The 21,713-nt window shown below is 70.6% G+C and carries 22 protein-coding genes; 11 read left to right on the top strand and 11 right to left on the bottom strand.

The features are described from left to right. Positions 1-8 precede the first annotated feature (8 nt). Genes OG496_RS03960 through glnT form a run of 3 tightly spaced genes read right to left on the bottom strand, consistent with a single transcriptional unit; the run spans position 9 to position 2,987 of the window. Positions 9-701 (bottom strand): glutamate synthase, encoded by a 693-nt coding sequence (locus OG496_RS03960; RefSeq protein WP_405969584.1) that lies wholly within the window; start codon positions 699-701, stop codon positions 9-11. Further along, the gene (locus tag OG496_RS03965) at positions 689-1,564 is read right to left on the bottom strand and encodes a glutamine amidotransferase (RefSeq protein WP_405969585.1); all 876 of its coding nucleotides are present in this window, start codon (positions 1,562-1,564) and stop codon (positions 689-691) included. Before OG496_RS03965 ends, OG496_RS03960 begins: the two co-directional genes overlap by 13 nt. 46 nt (positions 1,565-1,610) lie before the next feature. After that, positions 1,611-2,987: a type III glutamate--ammonia ligase gene (gene glnT, locus OG496_RS03970; protein ID WP_405969586.1), complete on the bottom strand. Its 1,377-nt coding sequence runs from the start codon at positions 2,985-2,987 to the stop codon at positions 1,611-1,613. A 244-nt stretch (positions 2,988-3,231) separates the two neighbouring features. Between glnT and OG496_RS03975 the strand changes: the two genes are divergently transcribed. Together OG496_RS03975 and OG496_RS03980 are read left to right on the top strand one after the other, a co-directional pair. Continuing rightward, positions 3,232-3,990, top strand: a complete 759-nt coding sequence (locus OG496_RS03975) for an SDR family oxidoreductase (protein WP_405969587.1) — start codon at positions 3,232-3,234, stop codon at positions 3,988-3,990. Positions 3,991-4,150: 160 nt separating this feature from the next. Further along, positions 4,151-5,515: an FAD-dependent oxidoreductase gene (locus tag OG496_RS03980; RefSeq protein ID WP_405969588.1), complete on the top strand. Its 1,365-nt coding sequence runs from the start codon at positions 4,151-4,153 to the stop codon at positions 5,513-5,515. Between the two features lie 65 nt (positions 5,516-5,580). Here the strand turns inward: OG496_RS03980 and OG496_RS03985 are convergent, their stop codons facing one another. Beyond that, positions 5,581-6,138: a dihydrofolate reductase family protein gene (locus OG496_RS03985; RefSeq protein ID WP_405969589.1), complete on the bottom strand. Its 558-nt coding sequence runs from the start codon at positions 6,136-6,138 to the stop codon at positions 5,581-5,583. A gap of 74 nt (positions 6,139-6,212) precedes the next feature. Further along, on the bottom strand, positions 6,213-7,133 hold the full coding sequence (locus OG496_RS03990) for a sigma-70 family RNA polymerase sigma factor (protein WP_405969590.1): 921 nt from the start codon (positions 7,131-7,133) through the stop codon (positions 6,213-6,215). Between the two features lie 38 nt (positions 7,134-7,171). Between OG496_RS03990 and OG496_RS03995 the strand changes: the two genes are divergently transcribed. Beyond that, the gene (locus tag OG496_RS03995; RefSeq protein WP_405969591.1) at positions 7,172-8,137 is read left to right on the top strand and encodes a DUF1152 domain-containing protein; all 966 of its coding nucleotides are present in this window, start codon (positions 7,172-7,174) and stop codon (positions 8,135-8,137) included. Between the two features lie 135 nt (positions 8,138-8,272). Here OG496_RS03995 and OG496_RS04000 read toward each other — a convergent pair whose 3' ends face one another. Together OG496_RS04000 and OG496_RS04005 are read right to left on the bottom strand one after the other, a co-directional pair. Beyond that, positions 8,273-9,463 (bottom strand): DUF2306 domain-containing protein, encoded by a 1,191-nt coding sequence (locus OG496_RS04000; RefSeq protein ID WP_405969592.1) that lies wholly within the window; start codon positions 9,461-9,463, stop codon positions 8,273-8,275. A gap of 89 nt (positions 9,464-9,552) precedes the next feature. Then, positions 9,553-10,083 carry a PadR family transcriptional regulator gene (locus OG496_RS04005; protein ID WP_366492626.1) on the bottom strand — a complete coding sequence of 177 codons (531 nt, stop codon included), beginning with the start codon at positions 10,081-10,083 and terminating at the stop codon, positions 9,553-9,555. A gap of 261 nt (positions 10,084-10,344) precedes the next feature. Between OG496_RS04005 and OG496_RS04010 the strand changes: the two genes are divergently transcribed. The 3 genes from OG496_RS04010 to OG496_RS04020 all read left to right on the top strand — a co-directional run bounded on the left by OG496_RS04010 (position 10,345) and on the right by OG496_RS04020 (position 13,721). Next, positions 10,345-10,776, top strand: coding sequence for a hypothetical protein (locus OG496_RS04010; RefSeq protein WP_405969593.1), 432 nt, complete (start codon positions 10,345-10,347; stop codon positions 10,774-10,776). A 275-nt stretch (positions 10,777-11,051) separates the two neighbouring features. Then, a complete protein-coding gene (locus OG496_RS04015) occupies positions 11,052-12,287 on the top strand; it encodes a hypothetical protein (protein WP_405969594.1) in 1,236 nt (411 codons plus the stop codon). 162 nt (positions 12,288-12,449) lie between these two features. Further along, a complete protein-coding gene (locus OG496_RS04020; protein WP_405969595.1) occupies positions 12,450-13,721 on the top strand; it encodes an alpha-L-fucosidase in 1,272 nt (423 codons plus the stop codon). A 40-nt stretch (positions 13,722-13,761) separates the two neighbouring features. Here the strand turns inward: OG496_RS04020 and OG496_RS04025 are convergent, their stop codons facing one another. Then, positions 13,762-14,565: a helix-turn-helix domain-containing protein gene (locus tag OG496_RS04025; protein ID WP_405969596.1), complete on the bottom strand. Its 804-nt coding sequence runs from the start codon at positions 14,563-14,565 to the stop codon at positions 13,762-13,764. A 156-nt stretch (positions 14,566-14,721) separates the two neighbouring features. On the opposite strand from OG496_RS04025, the gene OG496_RS04030 reads away from it, so the two are divergent. From OG496_RS04030 to tgmB, 3 genes are all read left to right on the top strand, one after another. Further along, a complete protein-coding gene (locus OG496_RS04030; protein WP_405969597.1) occupies positions 14,722-15,018 on the top strand; it encodes a YkvA family protein in 297 nt (98 codons plus the stop codon). Between the two features lie 164 nt (positions 15,019-15,182). Then, positions 15,183-15,374, top strand: a complete 192-nt coding sequence (gene tgmA / locus OG496_RS04035; RefSeq protein ID WP_033283043.1) for a putative ATP-grasp-modified RiPP — start codon at positions 15,183-15,185, stop codon at positions 15,372-15,374. Positions 15,375-15,390: 16 nt separating this feature from the next. Continuing rightward, entirely contained in the window at positions 15,391-16,377 is a 987-nt protein-coding gene (gene tgmB / locus OG496_RS04040; RefSeq protein WP_366492621.1) for an ATP-grasp ribosomal peptide maturase, read from the top strand. Between the two features lie 43 nt (positions 16,378-16,420). On the opposite strand, the gene OG496_RS04045 is transcribed toward tgmB, so the two are convergent. Next, on the bottom strand, positions 16,421-17,578 hold the full coding sequence (locus tag OG496_RS04045; protein ID WP_405969598.1) for a serine hydrolase domain-containing protein: 1,158 nt from the start codon (positions 17,576-17,578) through the stop codon (positions 16,421-16,423). 201 nt (positions 17,579-17,779) lie between these two features. Here OG496_RS04045 and OG496_RS04050 point away from each other — a divergent pair, with 201 nt between their 5' ends. After that, positions 17,780-19,819: a SpoIIE family protein phosphatase gene (locus OG496_RS04050; protein WP_405969599.1), complete on the top strand. Its 2,040-nt coding sequence runs from the start codon at positions 17,780-17,782 to the stop codon at positions 19,817-19,819. A 4-nt stretch (positions 19,820-19,823) separates the two neighbouring features. Here OG496_RS04050 and OG496_RS04055 read toward each other — a convergent pair whose 3' ends face one another. Continuing rightward, on the bottom strand, positions 19,824-20,291 hold the full coding sequence (locus OG496_RS04055) for a hypothetical protein (protein WP_405969600.1): 468 nt from the start codon (positions 20,289-20,291) through the stop codon (positions 19,824-19,826). A gap of 144 nt (positions 20,292-20,435) precedes the next feature. Between OG496_RS04055 and OG496_RS04060 the strand changes: the two genes are divergently transcribed. Next, complete coding sequence (locus OG496_RS04060; RefSeq protein ID WP_405969601.1) at positions 20,436-21,404, top strand: GlxA family transcriptional regulator; 969 nt, start codon at positions 20,436-20,438, stop codon at positions 21,402-21,404. Positions 21,405-21,409: 5 nt separating this feature from the next. Here the strand turns inward: OG496_RS04060 and OG496_RS04065 are convergent, their stop codons facing one another. Beyond that, positions 21,410-21,652 (bottom strand): DUF5133 domain-containing protein, encoded by a 243-nt coding sequence (locus OG496_RS04065; protein ID WP_405969602.1) that lies wholly within the window; start codon positions 21,650-21,652, stop codon positions 21,410-21,412. Positions 21,653-21,713 lie beyond the last annotated feature (61 nt).

Here is a 21,713-nt window from a genome sequence, read left to right on the forward strand (position 1 = left end):
CAACTCCCTCAGTACGCCGTCGAGTTGTCGACCGTGAAGTGATACAGCTGCCGGGCCGAGCCGTAGCGGCGGAAGTCGGCCGGGTCCTCGTCGGACTCCGCCGCCTTCAGCAACTCGGCCAGTTCCGCGAGGTGTTCGTCCCGCATCTCCTTCTCCACGCAGTCCGCGCCGAGGGACTTGACCACGCCCTTGACGTAGATGCGGGCCTCGTAGAGGGAGTCACCGAGGGCATCACCCGCGTCGCCGCAGACCACCAGCCGTCCCGCCTGTCCCATGAACGCGCTCATGTGTCCGACGTTCCCGCCGACGACGATGTCCACGCCCTTCATCGAAATCCCGCACCGGGCCGCCGCGTTGCCCTCGATCACCAACAGCCCGCCGTGTGCGGTGGCCCCGGCGGACTGGGAGGCGTCGCCGCACACCCGGACCGTGCCGGACATCATGTTCTCGGCGACCCCGACTCCGGCGTTGCCGTGCACGGTGACCGTGGCGTGCTGGTTCATGCCGGCGCAGTAGTAGCCGACGTGGCCCTCGACGTCGACGGTCACCTCGTCCTTGAGACCGCAGGCGACGCTGTGGGCGCCTCGGGAGTTCAACACCCGCCAGGCCGGGGCCGGTTGGGGGGCGTGGAGCGCCTGGTTGAGATCGCGGACGGTGGAGGACGCGAGGTCGGCGACCTCCACCCCGGTCAGCGCTGCCATACGTACACCTCTTCCGGCTCGGGTTCGAAGATGCGGGCGTTCTCGATGCCCGGCAGGACGTCCAGGGCGCGGTACTCGGAGGCCATCGCCACCCAGGTGTCGGTCTCGGCGACCAGCGCGGGCTTGCAGGCGATGGCGTCGCGGACCACCGCGAAGGAGTCGGTGGTGGAGACCAGCAGCGTGTAGAAACCGTCGAACCGTTCGCACAGCAGCCGCAGCGCCTTCTCCAGGTCGGCGCCACGGGCGAGGTGGTGGGCGACGAAGCGGGCGCCGACCTCGGAGTCGTTCTCGCTGTCGAACTCCACGCCCTGGGCCCGGAGTTCACGTCGGATGGTGGCGTGGTTGGCGAACGACCCGTTGTGGACCAGGCATTGACCGGGGCCGACGGAGAAGGGGTGTGCGCCCTCGGGGGTGACGGCCGACTCCGTGGCCATCCGGGTGTGGCCTACGCCCTGGTAGCCGGTCACTCCGGCGAGCCCGAACGACTCGGCCAACTGGACGGGATTTCCGGTGCCCTTGAGGACGGCGAACCCCTCCCCCGAGCCGATGACGGTGGCGTGCGGCAGCGCGGTGGCGATGGTGGCGAGCAACTCGGCGACCGGCGAGTCCGCGTGGACGACTGTCGTGGCGTCGGCGGCGACAACCCCCGCACCCGGCAAGGCCGTTGAAACCTCCTCCGGAGTCACCCCCAGCAGCGAGACGACGGCACGCCCGGGCGGCGACAGGCGCGGGTCGCCGTAGACCGCTACGCCCGCCGAGTCCGGGCCGCGTTCTACGACTTGGCCCAGCATCGCGGTGAGCAGTTCACCGAGCCGGGGTTCGAGGGAGGGCTCACGCAGATGGAGCCCGACGATTCCGCACATGCGGCTCTCCTCATGACCAGATGCGACACGAGATGGGACAGATGGGTCAGAAAGCGGTGAGGTAGCGGTCCAACTCCCAGGCGCCCACCGTGCCGTGCCAGTCGAAGAACTCCTGGCGTTTGACCTCGCCGAAGTACTCGCTGACTCCCGGGCCCGCCGCGTCGAGAGCCCCGCCGATCACCGGGTCGGCGGCCAGTGCTTCCACGGCGTGCAGCAGGGTCGGCGGCAGTTCGGGGCGGGCCGCCGTGGCCGCCGCGTCTCCCGGTTCGCCGGGGTCGAGGCCGCGCTCGATGCCGTCGAGTCCGGCGGCCAGCGCTGCGGCTGCCGCGAGGTAGGGGTTGGCGGAGCCGTCGCCGCCGCGCAGTTCGACGCGGTTGCCGTCGGGGACGCGGACGAAGTGGGTGCGGTCGTTGCCGCCGTAGCCGGCCTTGCGAGGTGACCAGGTGGCGCCCGAGCGGGTCGAGACCGCGCCGGTGCGCTTGTACGAGTTGACGGTGGGCGCGATGACGGCCTGGAGGGCACGGGCGTGGTCGAGGATGCCGCCGACGAAGGAGTAGGCGAGCGGGGACAGGCCGAGGCCTCGGGTGTCAGAGGCGTCGGGGAAGGCGGGGTCGCTCCCCCGCCACAGCGACAGGTGCATGTGCATCCCGGAGCCGGTGCGGTCGGTGAACGGCTTCGGCATGAACGTGGCTGTCATGCCCCGCTGTTCGGCCAGCACCGACACCAGGTACCGCATGGTGATGACCCGGTCGGCGGTGGTGAGGGCGTCGGCGTAGGCGAAGTTCTGCTCGAACTGGCCGTTGCCGTCCTCGTGGTCGTTGGCGTAGTTGCCCCAGCCGAGGGAGTTCATCGCCTTGGAGACGGCGGTGAGGTGGTCGTACATCCGGGTCAACCCGCGGGCGTCGTAACAGGGTTGGGCGGCGGTGTCGCGGCTGTCGGCGACGGAGAGCGTGCCGTGTTCGTCGCGGTTCACGAGGAAGTACTCGATCTCCGCGCCGACCGCGAGGGACAGCCCGAGCTCGGCGGCTCGCGCCAGTACGGCGCGCAGGATGATCCGGGGTGCGTACGGCCAGGGCTCGCCCTCGACGTGCGGGTCGCAGTGCACGAGGGCAAGTCCCGGGCGTACAAAGGGCAGCGGGGTGTACGAGGTGACGTCCGGGAGTGCGATGACGTCCGGGTCGCTGGGCTGCTGGCCGAGGGCGCCTGCCGCGTAGCCCGCGAATCCGACGCCGTCGGACTGGAGTTCCTCGACCGCCTCGACGGGGACGAGTTTGGCGCAGGGTTTGCCCGCGAGGTCGACGAAGACGGCCAGGACGAACTCGATGCCGTCGGCGCGGACTTGGGCGGCGAGGTCGGGTGCGGGGTCAGTCGTCCGTGCCGGGTCGGTGATCGTGGGCGGTGCGGCTGCGGTGTCCATCGCCATGGGAGGCTCCCAGCATCCGGGGTTTCCTGATGTGAATCTCGATTTCTCCCGAGGAAACCGCGCGGGCATTTCCGAGCCGTTTCCCGCACGGAAGCAGCCTGTTGCCAACTTCCGGGCGGGGCCGCCCGCGACGTAAGGCCGATCTCCTGTGATGATTATGGCGTTCTCAATTATCGAGAGGTAGCCTCTCGCTTGTTCGTCACAGCTCACGCCGTCTCGTCAACGTCTCGCCGGGGAGGCCGTCATGGCAGGCACGATGCAGGGCAAGGTCGCCGTGATCAGCGGAGGTTCGACCGGTGTCGGGCGGGCCGTCGGGGCGCAGCTCGCCGAGAACGGGGCACAGGTGGTGCTGCTCGCGCGGCGCGCCGACCGGCTGGAGGCTGCCGCGCGGGAGATGCCGGGCTCGGTGCTGACGATCCCGACCGACGTCAGCAGCGGCGACAGCGTCCGCACGGCGTTCGCTCAGGTCGAGGAGCGGTTCGGGCGGATGGACATCCTGGTGAACAGCGCCGGCGTCGCCCGTATCCGCGCCATCGAGGACATCGCTGACGAGGACATCCACAGCTGCATCGGCACCAACCTCCTGGGCCCGATCCACACGATCCGCTCGGCGGTGCCGCTGCTGCGGGCGGCGGGAGGTGGTGACATTCTCAACATCTCCTCCGAGATCACGCTGGACCACATGCCGCTGATGGCGATGTACGCGGCGAGCAAGCACGGCCTGAACGGCTTCACCGCCGCGATGCACAAGGAGCTGCGGGGCGACGGAATCCGGGTCGCCCTGGTGATCCTTGGCTCGATCTCGGACAGCGCCTTCATCGAGAACTTCCCCGGCGAGGACCGGCAGCGCGCGGCCCCGATATGGGAGGCGGACGGCTATCTGACCAGGGTGGGAGCCATGAAGCCGCTCCCCTCGGCGACGGTCGCCCGGGTCATGTTCCAGTTGCTCAGCACGCCGCCCGAGGTGGTCCAGGACGTGGTGCACATCCGCCCGGCGGGCTGAGAAAACCCCCGTCCATTCCATACACCGGCCGAACGTCACCCTTGGGCGCCTCATAAACCGGCCTTATGAGGTCATAGACCGGACCCGCATACCGACTTAGGCATGCCTTAGTTTAGGCTTCCCGTCGAGTCGCTTGTTTTCGCTCGAAGGGAACCTGATCATGCCGCGCCCCCTGCGGGTAGCCATCGTCGGAGCCGGCCCCGCCGGGATCTACGCCGCCGACGCCCTGCTCAAGTCCGAGGTGGCCGCCGAACCCGGCGTGTCCATCGACCTCTTCGAGCGGATGCCCGCGCCCTTCGGCCTGATCCGGTACGGCGTCGCCCCCGACCACCCGCGCATCAAGGGCATCATCAACGCCCTGCACCAGGTCCTCGACAAGCCGCAGATCCGCCTCTTCGGCAACGTCGACTACCCGACCGACATCAGCCTGGACGACCTGCGCAGCTTCTACGACGCGGTGGTCTTCTCCACCGGCGCGACGGCCGACCGCGACATGTCGATACCGGGCATCGAGCTCGACGGTTCCTACGGCGCCGCCGACTTCGTCTCCTGGTACGACGGCCACCCGGACGTCCCGCGCACCTGGCCCCTGGAGGCCGAGAAGGTCGCCGTCCTCGGCGTCGGCAACGTGGCTCTCGACGTGGCCCGCATCCTCGCCAAGACCGGCGACGAGCTGCTGCCGACCGAGATCCCACCGAACGTCCACGAGGGCCTCAAGGCCAACAAGGCCCTGGAGGTCCACGTCTTCGGCCGCCGCGGCCCGGCGCAGGCGAAGTTCTCCCCGATGGAGCTGCGGGAGCTGGACCACTCGCCGAACATCGAGGTCATCGTCGACCCCGAGGACATCGACTACGACGAGGGCTCGATCACCACCCGGCGCGGCAACAAGCAGGCCGACATGGTCGCCAAGACCCTGGAGAACTGGGCGATCCGCGATGTCGGCGACCGCCCGCACAAGCTGTTCCTGCACTTCTTCGAGTCCCCGTCCGAGATCCTCGGCGAGGACGGCAAGGTCATCGGCCTGCGCACCGAGCGCACCGCGCTGGACGGCACCGGCAACGTCAAGGGCACCGGCGAGTTCAAGGACTGGGACGTCACCGCGATCTACCGCGCGGTCGGCTACCTCTCCGACAAACTCCCCAAGCTCCCCTGGGACATCGACTCCGGCACCGTCCCCGACGAGGGCGGCCGGGTCATCCAGGAGACCGGCGAGCACCTCCAGTCGACGTACGTCACCGGCTGGATCCGGCGCGGCCCGGTCGGCCTGATCGGCCACACCAAGGGCGACGCCAACGAGACGGTCGCCAACCTGCTCGACGACCACGCCAACGGTCGTCTGCACACGCCTGTTTCGCCCGACCCGGAGGCCGTGGAGGCGTTCTTCGCCGAGCGCGACGTCCGCTTCACCACCTGGGACGGCTGGTACCAACTCGACGCCGCCGAGAAGGCGTTGGGCGAGCCGCAGGGCCGCGAGCGCGTGAAGATCGTCGAGCGTGAGGACATGCTCCGGGCGAGCGGCGCGTAAGCCTCACTCCCGCGCAGCTGACACCGAGGGGCCCGGCGGCCGTACCGCCGGGCCCCTCGCGCATGTCAGCGCGGCGCCCTCCCGTACCGTGCGAACACGGTGTGGGCCGTCTTCTCGATCTCCTGGCACTCCAGGTGGAGGGGCGGACCGCCCGCCGGGAAGAGCCGTTCGCCGGTGCCGAGGACCGTGGGGAAGGTGATCAGCCGGTACTCGTCGACCAGGTCCTCCGCCATCAGCGTGCGGACGACGGGCAGGCTGCCGATGACGATCACATCCCGCTCCTCGCGCTTCACGGCGTCGACAAGGTCGCCGTCGAGGACGCTCGAATTCGTCCACGCCGACACATCGGTCAGGGTGCGGGACGCGACCAGCTTCGCCCCGGCGTTCATGCGCGCGGAGAACTCGTCGTCGCGGCCCGGCCACAGCCGCGAGAACGCCTCCCAGGTCCTGCGGCCGAGCAGCATGACCCCGCCGTCGAGGGCGCTGCCAAGCCGGAACTTGTCGCCGTCGATCTCCTCACGGCCGTAGCGGAAGATCCAGCCGCCGTCCGGGGTGCCGTCGGACCCGTCGGGGTCGGAGACGATCCCGTCCAGGGTGTTGAACTGGATGACGATGACGCTCATGATGGGTGTCCTTTCGGTCGGTGCTCACCGGTACGTACCGGTGGCGTCGGCCGAACTCATCGCCGCGAGCGGGGTCAGTTCGAGGGAATCCGTCGTGGCAGGTCGAAGGTGTCCAGTACCTGCGGATCGGTGAAGACGACATTGCGGGTGATGCGGTCGCCGGTGACCGCGAAGACCTGGAGGCTGTGCAGACGGTGATCGCCTGCGGGGTCCTGTGCGTACGCGGCCAGCGCGGGCTGGCCGTTGGCGACCAGACGCCTCAACGCCCAGTCCGTTCCCCGGAGTTCGAAGACCCGGTGCATGAACGCGCCATAGTGCTCGGTGCCTCGGAACCAGAGCGGGACCGGCGGCATCTCCAGGACCACGGCGTCGGCCAACAGCCGTACCAGGGCGGGGACATCGGCCGCCTCGAACGCCCGCAGGTAGCGGTCGACGACCTCGCGGGCCTCGGGGTCGTCCGGTTCGGCGATCGCGTCGCCGTCACCCACGTCCGTGAGGGCGGCGCGGGCACGCTGGAGTGTGCTGTTGACGGCCGGGACGGTGGTGTCGAGCTGGTCGGCGACCTCGGCGGCGTTGAACTGGAGCACCTCGCGCAGCACGAGTACGGCCCGCTGGCGCGCGGGCAGCCGTTGCAGGGCGACGACGAGGGCCAGCCGCATGTCGGCGCGGGCCTCCATGTCGTAGCGCGCGTCGGGGAAGGGCTGCAGCCAGGGGATGTCGGTCGCGGGCGTGAGCGGTGTTCCGGGGTCCTCGCCCGGTGCGCCGAGGCCGGACGGCAGGGGGCGGCGCGCCCGTCCTTCGAGCGCGGTGAGGCAGACGTTGGTGGCGATGCGGTAGAGCCAGGTGCGCACGGACGCGCGGGCGGGGTCGTACCGGTCGCGGGCCTTCCACGCGCGCAGCATCGTCTCCTGCACCAGGTCTTCGGCCTCGTGGAACGAGGCCAGCATCCGATAGCAGTACGCCACCAGTTCGCCCCGGTACGGTTCGAAGTCCACCCGCCCATCATGGCGTACGGGCCTGCTAACGTCCCCCGGTGTTCTCCCTCCTCGAACCCCCGTTCCTCAGCCGTCTGCGCGACGCCCGCCGGATCCTCGTCGCCGGTGCGGGCGGCGGCTTCGACGTCTACGCCGGGCTGCCGCTGGCCCTCGCGCTGCGCTCGGCCGGCAAGGAGGTGCACCTCGCGAACCTGTCCTTCGCCGATCTGTACGGCCTCGACCAGGACGTGTGGGTGGACCGGGACGTCGCCGCCGTACGCCCGGACACGGAGGCCCGGGGCGACTACTTCCCCGAGCGGTCCCTCGCCCGCTGGCTCGACCTGCACGACCTGCCGTCGACCGTGTACGCGTTCCCCCTGACCGGTGTGGGGCCGCTGCGGGACGCGTACCGCACGCTGATCAGGCATCTCGGCGGTGTCGACGCCGTCGTGCTGGTGGACGGCGGCACCGACATCCTGATGCGGGGCGACGAGCACGGGTTGGGCACCCCGGAGGAGGACATGGTCAGCCTCGCGGCGGTGAACGGGCTGGACGAGGTGCCGGTGCGGCTGGTGGCGTGCCTCGGGTTCGGTGTGGACGCGTATCACGGCGTCAACCACTCGCTGGTGCTGGAGAATCTGGCCGCGCTCGATCGCGAGGGTGCCTATCTCGGCGCGTTCTCTCTCCCGCGTGAGAGCCGCGAGGGGCAGCTGTATCTCGATGCGGTGGCGCACGCCCAGGAGTCCACTCCGGACCATCCGAGCATCGTCAACGGTTCCGTGGCGGCGGCCGTGCGCGGGGACTTCGGCGACGTCCGTTTCACCGAACGCACGCGCGGCGGCGAGCTGTTCATCAATCCGCTGATGGCGCTGTACTTCTGCGTGGACGCACCGGGCCTCGCGCGCCGGAACCTCTACCTCGACCGGCTGGAGCGGACCGCGCTCATCCGCCAAGTCAGTTCACTCATCGAGGAGTTCCGCGACGAACTGCCCCGGCAGCGGCCACCACGCGCCTATCCCCACTGACCGAACCGAGCAGCGGACGCCCACTCGCACCCGCGAGAAGCAGGCCGGTCAGCATGCAGACGAGGCCGAGGGCCGGTCCGGACGCCCAGTCCACGCTCGATGCCCGGAAGGCCGGCACTACAGCCGGCCCGTTCGTCATGGGCGGCCCTGCGCAACCGGCGTGGCCAGGCGGGACGTTGGGGCCGAGGCGGCGAGGGCGGTCCGCTTCAGCAGTTCACGGCCGTACATCACGCGCAGGCTCACGACCGTCGTCGCGGCGAAGGCGAGCATGCCGCAGCCGATGGCGACACCGGCGGACAGGGCCGTCAACCGGTCGAGGCCGAGGGCGTGTTGGAAGACCGGGGCCGCGCCGATCGACAGCACCGGGGCCAGGCTCAGGGCCGTCAGGTGCAGCCGCCACTCCTCCCGCGCCCAGAACCGCCCCTGCCGTCCGGCCCGGCGGGCATTGACGGCCATCACGGCGTAACTGACCGCGTAGGGAAGGAGATAGGCCCACAGCAGTCGCCGTCCGGTCGCGCCGAAGTCGAGATACGAGCGCGCGATCCACAACAGGGCGGCCGCACCGGCGAGTTGCGCGACGGCGAGCACGGGCAGCGGCGCCCAGGAACCCGACACGCCCTCCACCGTCGTACGGCGGTCCCGTACGCGCGAGGCGATCAGCGCGCCGAACACGACCACCGAGCCCAGGTGCATGATCGCGACCTGGTTGATCTGTTCCATGGTCAGGCCGGGCAACAGCCGGGGCAGGAAGCCCCATTCGAGGCGCAGCAGCGGTGCGGTGAGGAGGAATCCGTAGCAGAGGAGCATCCAGCGCTGGTGCAGGTCGGGGTGTCCGCCGACCGCGGCGAGGATGCCGAAGGTCACGCTCATGACGGTGCCGACCAGGAGGGTGGCGAGCACGATCCAGAACGCGGGGCCGCTGAACGCGTCCTTGGGGGCCGTGCGCGCCAGGTAGATACCGGCGCCGGCCATCGAGACGTACACCGTGACCGCGAAGACCACGCCCAGCGTGCGGTGCAGGCGGGTGCGTCGGCGTGCGGCGGTGAGGAGTTGGGCGGGGCCGAGGAGCATCAGGGCGCCGCCGAGGACCGAGTGCACGATCATCGGGACGAGGCTGTGGCGGTAGGGGGCGACGCGGCCCGCGAGGGCGTCGGTGACGTAGCGCGGGGGGACGACGCGGCCCATGACCCACTCGCCGAGGGCGGGGGCGCCGGGGCGGGCGTACGGCCACAGTTCGGTCATCGCGATCGGCGCGTAGGCCAGGCACACGACCGTCACCGCGATCATCGTGGCGCGGCGCCAGGTGCTGTTCGTCGGACGGCGCACGGCGGCCCCCTTGCTGGGTCAGGGCCTCGGTCCGGCCCTCAATAGTCTCGTTTGGACTATCGAGACGGTAGGGCCGACCGTCGTCGGGGTCAACGGTCCTGCGCGCGTTCGTCGCGGTGCCGTACCCACTGCCAGAAGTCGACCATCATCCGCTCGTACCGGATGCCGAACTCCAGCGCCTCACGCTGCCCCGGGGTCAGTAACTCGCCCACACCCTCGGCGAGTTCCTCGTAGCCCCGCAGGGTCTTCTCGTGCTCGCCGAGCTGGACCGGCGCGAGGACGTCGGGCCGGCCGCCGAACCACAGCTTCAGAATGCCGCGCTCCCTGGCCTCGACCGGCACGAACTCCGGGTCGTCCAGCCAGCCCCTGAGGACGGACCGGCCCTGGCCGGTGAGGGTCAACACCCGGCGGTTTCGGCCGCTTTCCTGCCGTACCTGGGACAGCAGGCCCGCCTCCAGCAGCCGGTCGCACTGGGCGTACACCTGCGCGTGCGGCACCGACCAGAACGGCGCGACCGTGCGCGCGGCCTCCGTCTTCACGTCGTACGGGCTCGCCTCGCCGAGTCTGTCGATGATGCCGAGGACGAGGAAGGAGGAGGTGGTCAGCCGCGCGTCAGACATGCGTCGACCGTATCGCGGTGTCGAACGAATACTTGGGGTCCGCAAATGATGTGAACTGCCCCACGACGGGTAGTTCTTAACTCAGCTAGCCCTTAACTCAGCGCCTCTTCCGCGTGAACACCTCCACTCAAAGGAACTGTGGTCTTGGCTCTCGCGTACCCTGACGCCCCGTCAGCCCGTCGACCCGGGCGTACCTGGACTATTCGCATCACAGGTCACCGCGACCGTACCGCCTCGGTCAGCTGCTCCTCCGGGTGCGGCATGCCCGCCCGGTCGCGCGACATCACGGCCCTGCGCCGCTTCGCCGAAGCCCATGCGGCGGCCCACGTCAGAGCGGCGACCGTACGCCCCGACGCGGCCTGCGGCTGCCGTCGTCAGCGGTGCGCGGCGCACGAGGGGACCCGGGTCGACTGCTCGGGCTCGGTGCTGCTCGTGCTGCGCCACGATCCCGCGGTCGGCCAGGTGTGGACCCTGGCCGAGGTCTGCGCGGCCTGTGCCTCGCGGATGACGCACACCCGCGTCGTCGGCAAGCCGCTGCCGCGCACCCGGCCGCCGCGCGAGGAGACGGTCGTACCCCTGCAGGCGCCGTCCCCGACGAGCGCCCGTTCGGTACCGGCCGGGTTCAGCGCGCCCCCGCCCGAACCGGGCGCCCCGTCCCGGCCGGGCGCCACGGACAGGCGTCGGAACCGGTGAGACCGGGTGGCACACGGAAGGGACCCGCCCCGAGCGGATGGTGGGCGGGTCCCGTCCGCCACACCATTCTGCGGACAGGTCCACGTCAGAGGCACGCGTGAAACCCGGCCGCCCGGAGTGAACCGATCACACCCCGCGCGTAAGCTCACGCGGTATCCCAGGAAAATCGGGGCATACGAGACTCTACGACCCCTGCTCGACCCCCCGCTTGACCCGCCAAGATCTCCGACGGTGATACTGGTGGGTCAGCACCGCCCCCGCCCGCAGATTGGCCTATGTCGAACTCCTCCACAGCTCCGCCCACGATCCCCCACACGGTGTGGCTGGCTCGCGGCCGCCACGTCGGGTCCGCCGACGCCGCGGATGTCGTACGGCGACAGCTGCAACGGCTCAAGGACCGCGAGGTCATCGACGACCACCTGGAACCCGACGAGGACCAGGATCAGCAGCACGACCCCGGTCAGGGCCAGGTCCGTGATCCGCTCGACCGGGTCTTCGAGGCGCGGTGGCGTGTCGAGGGAACGGTGACCGTACGGGCACGGCTGACGCTTCCGCACATCCCGGAGCCCGGCTCCGGTTCTGCCGCTGCCGCCTCCGTCTCGGCGGAGGGGCAGGAGTGGCTCCTGGTCGCGGAGGCCGAGCGGGTCTGGGATCCCCGGTGGCCCTCCCCCGCGACCATGTTCTGGCCCGAGGACCCTGAGAGTGCAGACGCCGGCTGGGACCAGGTGACGGTCCCCGGGCTGCGCTTCGGGCAGGTCAATCCGCTGCCTTCCGACGAGAAGGAGCTGCGGCGCCTGTTCCGCAGCTGTGCGCAGGACGGCTGGAGCATCCACGTCGTCGTGCACGAGGCCATGACCCCGGACGCGCACGGCCGAGAGCCCCTGGCCCGGCTGCTGCCCGCGAGTCTCCGGCACTGCGTGGTGGAGCACCGGGCCACACCCGATCAACTACGGTCCGTCAACTGGGCGTTGCTCCGCGAGTTCGACTTCCAGGTGCCGCGCGGCGGTGCCGTGGTGCTGCCGACCAGTCCGGTGGCTCCCTCCTACGACGTGCGTGAGTTCTCGGTGCGCAGCGTCTTCCTCGACGGCTCCGAGCCCACCGAACTCGTGGACGTCCTCTGCCGCTACGCCGCCTCCGCGCGCCCCCTGCCGGACGGAGGCCAGGAAGCCGTCACGGCGCTGCGCGAGCAGTGGAAGCTGATGACACTGGAGGAGGAACTGGCCCGCGAGCGCAGGCTCGTGGCCATGTACGCCGAGGCGCTCGAAGCGATGACGAAGTCCCGCGACCTGTACCGGGAGTCCGCGGACCGTGCCAACGAGGCACTGGCCGCACTGCGCGACTCCGCCGGAGCCTCCGTGCCCGGGGCCCCGTCCCAGCCGGGCGGGTCCTCGTTCCAGCGGACGTTCGGCCGGCTGAGGGACGCGACGAAGGCACTGCGCCCCGCACCACCGACCGACAGCGACCGCGCTGATCCGCCGAGTGACGGTGACCGCCCGGCCGAGGAGCGGTAGGCAGTCGGCCTCGGAGCCATGGCAAACGTCGTCACGCAGATGACGCCCTGGCCCCTCGGCCGCGCCGAGGGCCTACGCAGTGCAACACCGATGGTGAGAATCGACCACCAGTGGTGATCACCGCCCACGCGCCCTCTGCGCACACCGTCCTAGCTTGGCGACATGCCGATGCAACCCTGGTTCCGCGATGCCAAGTTGGGCATCTTCGTCCACTACGGGATCTACGCCGTCGACGGCGTGCCGGAGTCCTGGTCCTTCTACTCGGGCCAGGTCCCGCACGACCAGTACATGCGGCAGCTCGACGGGTTCACCGCCGCACGCTACGAACCGCGGGCCTGGGCACGGCTGTTCGCGCGGGCGGGAGCCAAGTACGCGGTGCTGACCGCACGTCACCACGACGGCGTGGCCCTGTGGGACTCGGCCCACGGTGACCTGGACGTGGTCCGCCGCACCCCGGCGGGCCGCGATCTGATCGGGCCGTACGCGGAGGCGCTGCGCGAGGAGGGTCTCAACGTCGGCCTGTACTACTCCCATTCGGACTGGAACCACCCCGACTACGCCAGCACGATGCATCCTCAGCCGCCCGACGAGGAGATCCGCACCAACCCGTATGCCTCCGCACGGCCCGGCCACGAGGACCCGGCCGCCTGGGCCCGCTACCTCGCCTACCGCAACGGCCAGGTCGGCGAGCTGGTCGACCGCTTCCGGCCCGATCTGTTGTGGTTCGACGGCGAGTGGGAGCGCAGCGAAGAGCAGTGGGGCATGCGGGAGTTGGCGGAGCTGATCCTCGCCGGGAACCCCGACACCGTCCTCAACGCCCGCATGCTCAGCTACGGCGACTACGCGACGCCCGAGCAGGGGGTGCCGCTGCAAGCGCCGGACGGGCCGTGGGAGTTGTGCCTGACGGTCAACGACTCATGGGGTTTCCAGCACGGGGACGAGCATCACAAGTCGGTGCGGCAGCTGGTGCGTTACTTCACGGAGACGATCGGGATGGGCGGCAATCTGCTGCTCGACGTGGGCCCGAGGGAGGACGGGACGATAACGCCCGCGCAGACGGAGCGACTTGAGGGGCTCGGCGCGTGGATCGCCCGGCACTCCGAGGCCGTGTACGGGACGGTCGCCGGTCTGCCCGCCGGGCACCACTACGGCCCCAGCACCCTCTCCGCCGACCGCCGCACGCTGTATTTGGTGTGCTTCGATCCGCCCCGCGAGTCGGTGTCGGTGCGCGGCCTGCGTACGCCGGTCAAGCGGGTCACGGTCCTCGGCACCGGCGCCGAGCTCGGCCACGACGTCATCGGCGGGCTCGGTGACGTGCCGGGCGTGACGTGGATCGACGCCCCGGGTACAGCCGACGTGGACGAGTCGGCGACGGTCCTGGCGGTCGAGCTGGACGGGGATTTGGAGGTGTACCGGGGAGCGGGTCGGGACTGAGACATTCGGCAGCCACGACACCGGGCCGCACACCCGACCCTCAGCTCCCGCCCACCCGTGCCCGAACCGCCCTGGGTGAAGCCCCCAGTTCGCGTCGGCACGCCTTGTTGAAGGCCTGCAGATCGCCGATGCCGACGGCGGCCGCGATCGCCGGGATGGACAGGGTCGACTCGCGCAGCAGGTGCCGGGCGCGTTCCATGCGGCGGTGCCGGAGGTAGGCGACGACCGTAATGCCGGTCTCGGCGCGGAACAGGCGGATGAGGTGGTTGTGCGAGATGCCGGCCGCGTGTGCCACGTCGGGGACGGTCAGTTGGGCCGCCAGGTTCGACTCGATGTGGGCCACCGCGAGGGCGAATGCCGGGTGGGGACCGGTGGTTCCGCCCGCGGCCGGGGTCGCCAGGTCCGCCACGCGCCACAGGACGGTCCACAACTCGGCTGCCGCACGGGCGGAGTTGCGCGGCGCCGCCGCGACGGCCCGTTGCATCAGGTCGGTCAGCACGGGCGTCTGGGTACCGGCGTCCTGCATCACGGGAAAGGTCAACCGCTCACCGGTCGACGGGAGTTCCAGGTGGGCGAAGAGGTGCTCGGAACGGCCCCGGTAGTGGTACCGCACCAGCGCGCCGGGCGGCACCAGGCTCACATGGCCGGGCCTGATCTCGTGCGCCACGCCGTCGACGGTCAACTCGGCCTCGTAGCGGTACAAGTGGAGCTGCCAGAGGTCGGGCAGCCGGAACACGTCACGCAGGCTGACCGTGCCGTGCACGCCGACTCCGAGGCTGGCCACGCGTGGCGGGGCGTCGAGGCCGATCCGCACATGGGTTCCGGGGCCGTTGGTCGCGTTCACGGTGAAAACGTACCAGTGCCTGACATGGGGTCAACGGCTGTCAAGGCTCTTCGAAGCGTTCGGGTGTGATGTTCCCCTCCTCGGCCATACCGGGGCCGTAACCGGGCATCCGGATAGGGCACATGCCGTGCGGCCGGACCGGGAAAAGGGGCGCCAGTGGACTCGACCACAACCGTGATCGTCATCGTCGCGGTGCTCGCGGTGATGCTGCTCGCCGTGGCCGTCGGAGTGCTGGTGCGGCTCGTCCGCATGCGGCGTTCCATGCGGCGCGCAGGGCTTCCGACCGGCCCCAAATGGGTTTTCTGGGGTGCCGTCCTCTACTTCGTACTGCCGACCGATCTGATGCCCGATCCCGTGTATCTGGACGACATCGCCGTACTTCTCCTCGCTCTTCGCACGATGCGCAACTCCCTCGGCGAGCAGGAGAAGGGGCTGCCGGGCGAGCTCGACTGACCGCGGTGTGCGCGGCGCGCTCCTTACTCTGACTACGCAGAGTAAGGAAACCATTCACTCGTTCGATTCGTATAAGTCTCTGGAAGCAGACGGAAGTCAGCGGGCCAAGCGACCTCGCAGGGTGGCCACCGCTTGCACGAGGCAGTACCGACGAGGGAGAGACGATGCAACCGTTCGCGCTCAACTACGCTCGCCCGGCAGCACAGTTGGAGCTCACCGCTCCGTACAGCTACGACTCCGGACTGCAGTTGAACGTGCTCGCCGACGGACGGGTCGCCGCCCATGATCTCGCTCTGCTGAGAGAACTGGGGACCACGACGTCCACCGCGGGATCGAAGACTCACTTCGACGACTGAACACGGAACGACGAAAATGACCGTCCTGGTCCTTACCTGCGAAGAGGACGTCACGGCGGACATGGTGGTGGTCCACCTGCACGCGTCCGGCGTCCCCGTGGTCCGGATCGATCCCGCCGACCTCACCGGCGGGGTCGCGCTGTCCGGTGAGTACGTGCACGGAGCCTTCCGCGGCCATCTGTCCGCCGGGGGGCGGCTGGTGAGCGTGAGCGGACTGCGCTCCATCTGGGTGCGCCGACCGGGCACCCCGGCGACCCGCGCACCGCAGCCCTCCGCATGGCTGACCGAGGAGGCCTCCCAGGCGCTCTACGGCATGCTCCGCGGCTCCGGCGCCCGCTGGATGAACCACCCCGACGCGTCCCGACGCGCCCGGCACAAGCCCTGGCAGCTGCGTCTCGCGCAGCGCAGCGGGCTGCCCGTGCCGGCCACCCTGATCACCACGTTCCCGCAGGCCGCCCGCGAGTTCTCGCAGCGCTTCCCGGACCTGGTGGTCAAGCCGGTCTCCGGCGCCCATCCGCAGGATCCGCCCCGGGCGGTGCCGACGAGCCGGGTCGCGCCGGACACCGACTTCGCCGCCGTCGCGTTCGGCCCGACGCTGCTGCAACGCCGCGTCGCCAAGCGCGCGGACATCCGGCTCACCGTCGTCGGCGACCGGATGCTCGCCGCCCGTACGGCGACCGCCCCGGACGCCGACCCCACCGAGGTCGACGTCCGTTTCGCCACCTCCACGCAGCCCTGGTGCCCCGCCGAGGTCCCGCCGCGCATCGCCGAGGCCGTCCTGACGTACATGCGGGACGCCGAACTGGCCTACGGCGCCTTCGACTTCGCCGAGGACGGCGACGGGACCTGGTGGTTCCTGGAGTGCAACCAGTCGGGCCAGTTCGGCTTCGTCGAGGCGGAGACCGGCCAGCCGATCGCCCGGACCATCGCGGAGTGGCTGGCCCTGCCCGCCGCCTCGGAACGGGAGGGCCTCGTCAACGGGTCGGACAGCGTGGCCGGTTGAGCAGTAACGGTTCGCCTGAGGCGGACGGGGTGAGCGCCCCGGGTCAGGAGTGGCGCTCTGCCCCGTATGTCCCCAACAGGCCGCACACCGCGTCCTCCTCGACCGCGCGCACCTTGGCCAGGAGTTCCGGGTTCCCCGCCTGGTTCACCTGAGTTGTCAATGAGAAAGTGAGCGAGCGTCGGCCGTCGGGGGTCGCCGCGATCAACTGTGTGTAACCGAGGGTGTTTCCGGTATGTCCGAGTACGACGCCACATCGGGTGTCGTAACGGAAGAGGGCGAGTCCGGCGCTGTTGCGGCCGGGGCCGGCCGGTTCGGAGGCGCCGGGGATCCAGTGCCGCTGTTCCCGCACGACCGCCTTCGAGGTGAGGGCCCCGGCGGCGTATCCACTGATGAACGCGGTCAGGTCGCGGGGTGACGAGGTGATCCCACCCGACGCCCACACGCCCGACATGCCGATCGTCTCGCTGACGTCCTCCGGTCCGGTGGCTCCGCCGACCGCGTATCCGTGCATGTACGGCTCCGGCATCCGGTACCCCTGCGGCAGGCTCGTGTCGTGCAGCCCCAGCGGCTTGTAGACGTCGTGGCGCAGCAGGTCCTCGTAGCGCGTGCCGGTCGCCGCCTCGGCCATCAGGGCTACGGCGATGTTGTCGGAGTTGGAGTAGCGGTACTGCGAGCCCGGGGTGAAGCGCAGCGGCTCGCCCGCCACGAAGTCGAGCAGGCGCCGCGAGTCGAAGTGCCGGTGCGGGTCGGCCTGGATGAGGCTGCGGAAGCGGGTGCTCTCGCTGAAGTCCGGGAGTCCGCTGGTGTGTTGGAGGAGCTGGCGCAGGGTCACCTTCCGCCAGGCCCGGGGCTGGTGGGGCAGCCGGGTGCCGATCGTGTCGTCGAGGGCGAGCCGGTGCCGTTGTACGAGATGCAGGGCCACCGCTCCGCTGAACGCCTTGCTGGTGCTCGCGGTCCGGGTGTGGTCGTTCGGTTCGAGCGGGCGGCCGGTGGTGATGTCGGCGGTTCCGGCGCTCAGGACGCGCTGGTGGTCGCCGTCGCGCAGGACGACGATCACGCCGGGCGGGCCGTCGGGGGCGGCGACCAGGTCGTCGAGGCCGCGCTGGAGGGAGTGGTCGTCGGCCGCGGCGGTCGACGCGGGCACGAGGGCGCCCACGCAGGTGGCGACCAGCAGGGAGACGAGGCGGAGCGGCAGGGGCATGGAGTGTCCTGGGGGCTGTGGGGTCGGGGCACGACCAGAATCCGGGGGTCCGTGGGCGTCCGCGCGGGAGCGTGCTCCATACGGCCCCCTTCCCCTGTTCACCTCGCGCGCTGTTGCCCCGCGGGGCGTGCTGTGCCGTAATCGGATGACCCGTGGTTCGGATCTTGGCGGTGCCGTGCCGCGCCGGAAGGAGCGGCTGGGATGGACGCTTACGGTGCCGGGGACGGTGTCTCGGCCGCCCCGGGCGGGCTGCTGGACCTGTTGCGGGTCGCGGCGGTGGTCCTGGACGCGGGCGGGTACATCGGGCTGTGGAGTCCCGAGGCGGAGCAGTTGCTCGGCTACTCCCCCGAGGAGGCGCTGACCCAGCGCGCGGACCGGCTGCTCGTGTCGCCCGACGACCGGGTCAGGGCGCGTGAACTGTTCGCCCAGGTCGGTACGGGCGCCTGCTGGGCGGGGGTGTTCCCGCTGCTGCACCGGGACGGCACGGAGCGGCCGGTGGAGTTCCGCACGATGCGGCTGCGCGACAGCCACGGTCAGGCGCATCTGCTGGGCCTTGCGGCGGACGCCACGACCGTACGGGGTGTGGAGCGGGACCTGGCCCTGTCCCACAGCCTGGTGCGGCAGACGCCGGTGGGCATCGCAGTGTTCGACACCGATCTGCGGTGGGTCGGGGGCAACCCGGCCCTGGAGCGCATCAACGGCGTGCCGGAGGAGGAGGTCGTCGGGCGCCGGGTGGGCGAGGTGCTGCCCGGTCTGGACGTCGCGGCCATCGAGTCACGGATGCGGCATGTGCTGATCACCGGCAAGCCGCTGCTCGACCAGCAGACCGTGGGCCGGACGGCGGCCGACGTCGTGGACCGGGCGTACTCGGAGTCGTACCACCGCATCGAGGACGCGCAGGGCCGGGTGCTGGGGCTGGCGATGGCCGTCCTGGACGTGACCGAGCGGGAGCAGGCGGCGGAGGAGGTCGCGCAGGCGCGCCAGCACCTGTCGGTCGTCGCGGAGGCCGGGGTGAGGATCGGGACGACGCTGGACCTCCAGCAGACCGCCCGTGAACTGGCCGACGTCGCGGTCCCGCATGTGGCCGACCTGGCCGCCGTCGACGTCCTGGAATCGGTCGTCACGGACGGCACGATCACCCCGGTGACCGAGGACGCGCAGGTCGAGTTCCGCGCGCTGGCGGTCGCCGCCGGATACCTGACCGACGCGATCCACGCGGCGGACCCGGTGGGCGAGTTGGCCACCTACGGCCCGAACCGCATCATCACCCAGTGCGTCCGCGAGGCCGGCCCGATCCTCGTCGAGCGGGTCGACCCGCCGATGATGCGCCGCATCGCCCGGGACGGGCGCGCCGCCCAGACCCTGCGCACGGCGGGCGTCCACTCGTACCTGGCCGTCCCGTTGATGGCCCGCGGCGAGGTCCTGGGCACGCTGAGCCTCTACCGCACCGTCAACGACCGCCCCTTCGACGAACAGGACCGCGTCCTCGCCACGGAACTCGCCGCGCGCGCCGCGATCTGCATCGACAACGCCCGCCTCTACGGCCGCGAGCGCACCACCGCGCTGACCCTCCAACGCAGCCTGCTGCCACCGGCCCCGGCCCGGCAGGAGGGCCTCGACATCGCGGCCCGCTACCTGCCGGCGCTGAGCGAGGTCGGCGGCGACTGGTACGACGTGCTGCCACTGGGGCCGGGCCGCACCGGGCTCGTCGTGGGCGACGTGATGGGCAAGGGCGTCCAGGCCGCCGCCATCATGGGCCAGTTGAGCACCGCGACCCGCGCACTGGCCCGGCTCGACCTCCCGCCCGCCGAGTTGCTGCACCACCTCGACGACCTCACCGGTTCCCTCGGCGACGCGATCGCCACCTGCGCGTACGGCGTCGTCGACCTCGGCCGGGGCACCTGCGAACTGTCCAGCGCCGGGCATCTGCCACCCGTCCTGATCCACCCCGACGGCACCGCGGAACTCCTCGACATCCCCGGCGGAGTGCCGCTCGGCGTCGGCGGCGTGGACTTCGGTACCGCCGAAGTCGACTTCACCACGGGCGCGTTGCTCGCCCTCTACTCCGACGGACTGGTGGAGAACCGCGGCGAGAACATCGACGTGGGACTGCATGCGCTGACACGGCTGTTGCAGAGTTCCCGCCGCCCCCTGGAGCAGACGAGCGACATGCTCCTCAACGCGCTGCGCCCCGAACCGGACGACGACGTGGCGCTCCTCCTGGTCCGCGTCACCGGCTGACCGGTCAGGCGCCCGTGGTCGAACCAGGGCGGATGATCATGAGGACGGTGACGGTCGCCCACAGCAGGTTGAAGATGCCGGTGAACATGGCGAGTTGAACGGTCCCGGAACGTTCCACGGGCCGCTGTGCGCCGAGTTGCTCCAGGAGTTCGTCCTGGCGGGGCAGCACGAAGGCGATCAGGATGCCGGCCGCCACCGCGGTGAGCGTGATGGAGGCGATGAGCCAGCCGCTGCCGAGGACGCCCATCGCGGAAGCGGTCGCGAAGCCGAAGAGGGGCACCGCCAGCCCGACCGCGCCGTAGACACGGCAGATGCGATGCAGCAGTCGTACGGTCGTCACCCCCGCGTCGGGTCCGTCCGCGCCCGTGAGAGCGCGGCGGGCCGCCGGTGGGAACATGCTGGCGGCGACGGTGACGGGGCCGACCGCGACGATGGCGGCCAGGACGTGCAGAGTGAGAAGGATCTTGGTCACCGGCCCAGATTAGGGACGGCCGACGCGGCAGCACAGGGGCTGAAACGACAGCTTGCAACGGATTCTCGCCAAGCCCTCTCAGCAGGCAGCTATGCCAGAAGACCATGTGGGATGGCTGGCGGGAATCCATCTATCGTGGTGTTCATGCACACCGTCGCGATCCTGGTTCTCGATCATGTGGTGCCGTTCGACATGGCGACACCGATGGAGGTGTTCGGCCGTACCCGGCTGCCGGACGGGCGGAACGCCTACCGGGTGCGGGTGTGCGGCGAGACGCCGGAGGTGCGGACGGACGGGTTCGCGCTGCGGGTCGACCACGGGCTCGAAGCGCTGGTGGACGCCGACACCGTCATCGTCCCGGGCCGCTCGGAGCAGGCCGCGCCGCCCTCCGCCCGGGTGCTGGCGGCACTGCGGGAGGCGGCAGCGGCGGGTACCCGGATCGTGTCCATCTGCGTGGGCGCCTTCGTGCTGGCCGAGGCCGGGCTGCTGGACGGGCTGCGCGCCACCACGCACTGGGTGGCCGCCGACGCGTTGGCCCGGTCCTATCCCCTGGTCGAGGTGCAGCCGGACGTGCTGTACGTCGACAACGGGCAGATCCTCACCTCGGCCGGGGCCGCCGCCGGCCTTGACCTGTGTCTGCACCTCATCCGGCGGGACTACGGCTCGGCGGTCGCCGCGGACGCGGCCCGGCTGTCGGTCATGCCGCTCGAACGCGAGGGCGGGCAGGCGCAGTTCATCGTCCACCAGCACCCGCCGGTCCCGCAGGGGTCGACCCTCGAACCGCTGCTCCAGTGGATCGAGGACAACCTCTCCCACGAGGTCACCCTGGGCGCGCTGGCCTCGCGATCGGGCATGAGCGAGCGGACGTTCAGCCGCCGTTTCCGCGAACAGACGGGCAGCACACCGCTTCAGTGGCTGCTGCGGGCCCGCGTACGACGCGCCCAGTACCTGCTGGAGAACAGCGACCACACCATCGAACGCATCGCCCAGCAGGCCGGGTTCGGCTCCCCCACCGCGTTCCGCGAGCGCTTCCGCCGAGTGGTCGGCACCAGCCCGCAGGCGTACCGCTCGGCGTTCCACGGCAGGAAGGTTCCCGAAGTCGCCTTCTCCTGACGGATCTACGCAACGGCGCGGCCGTCCGCGACCACACTGCCCGGTGCGCTGCGCGCCGCCGCCAACAAAGCGTCCGCCTTGACGATGGCCTCCCGGATGCCGGTGGTGCCCATCATCACGCAGAGCGTGTAGACGACGTCGTTCAACTCGTCGGCCGCCTCAGGCCGGTGGCGCTCCGCCTGGGAGATGCGCAGCACCGCGTACCGGGTGAGCAGTTTTCTGACGGCCTTCGGGTCCGGCACCAGCACGAAACGCCCCTCTCTCGCTTTTCGCTCCGTGTGCCCAGCCCGCGCCGGTCCAACCAAACGA

Origin of the sequence: Streptomyces sp. NBC_00988 (assembly GCF_045162645.1) — a bacterium.
Classification (GTDB): domain Bacteria; phylum Actinomycetota; class Actinomycetes; order Streptomycetales; family Streptomycetaceae; genus Streptomyces.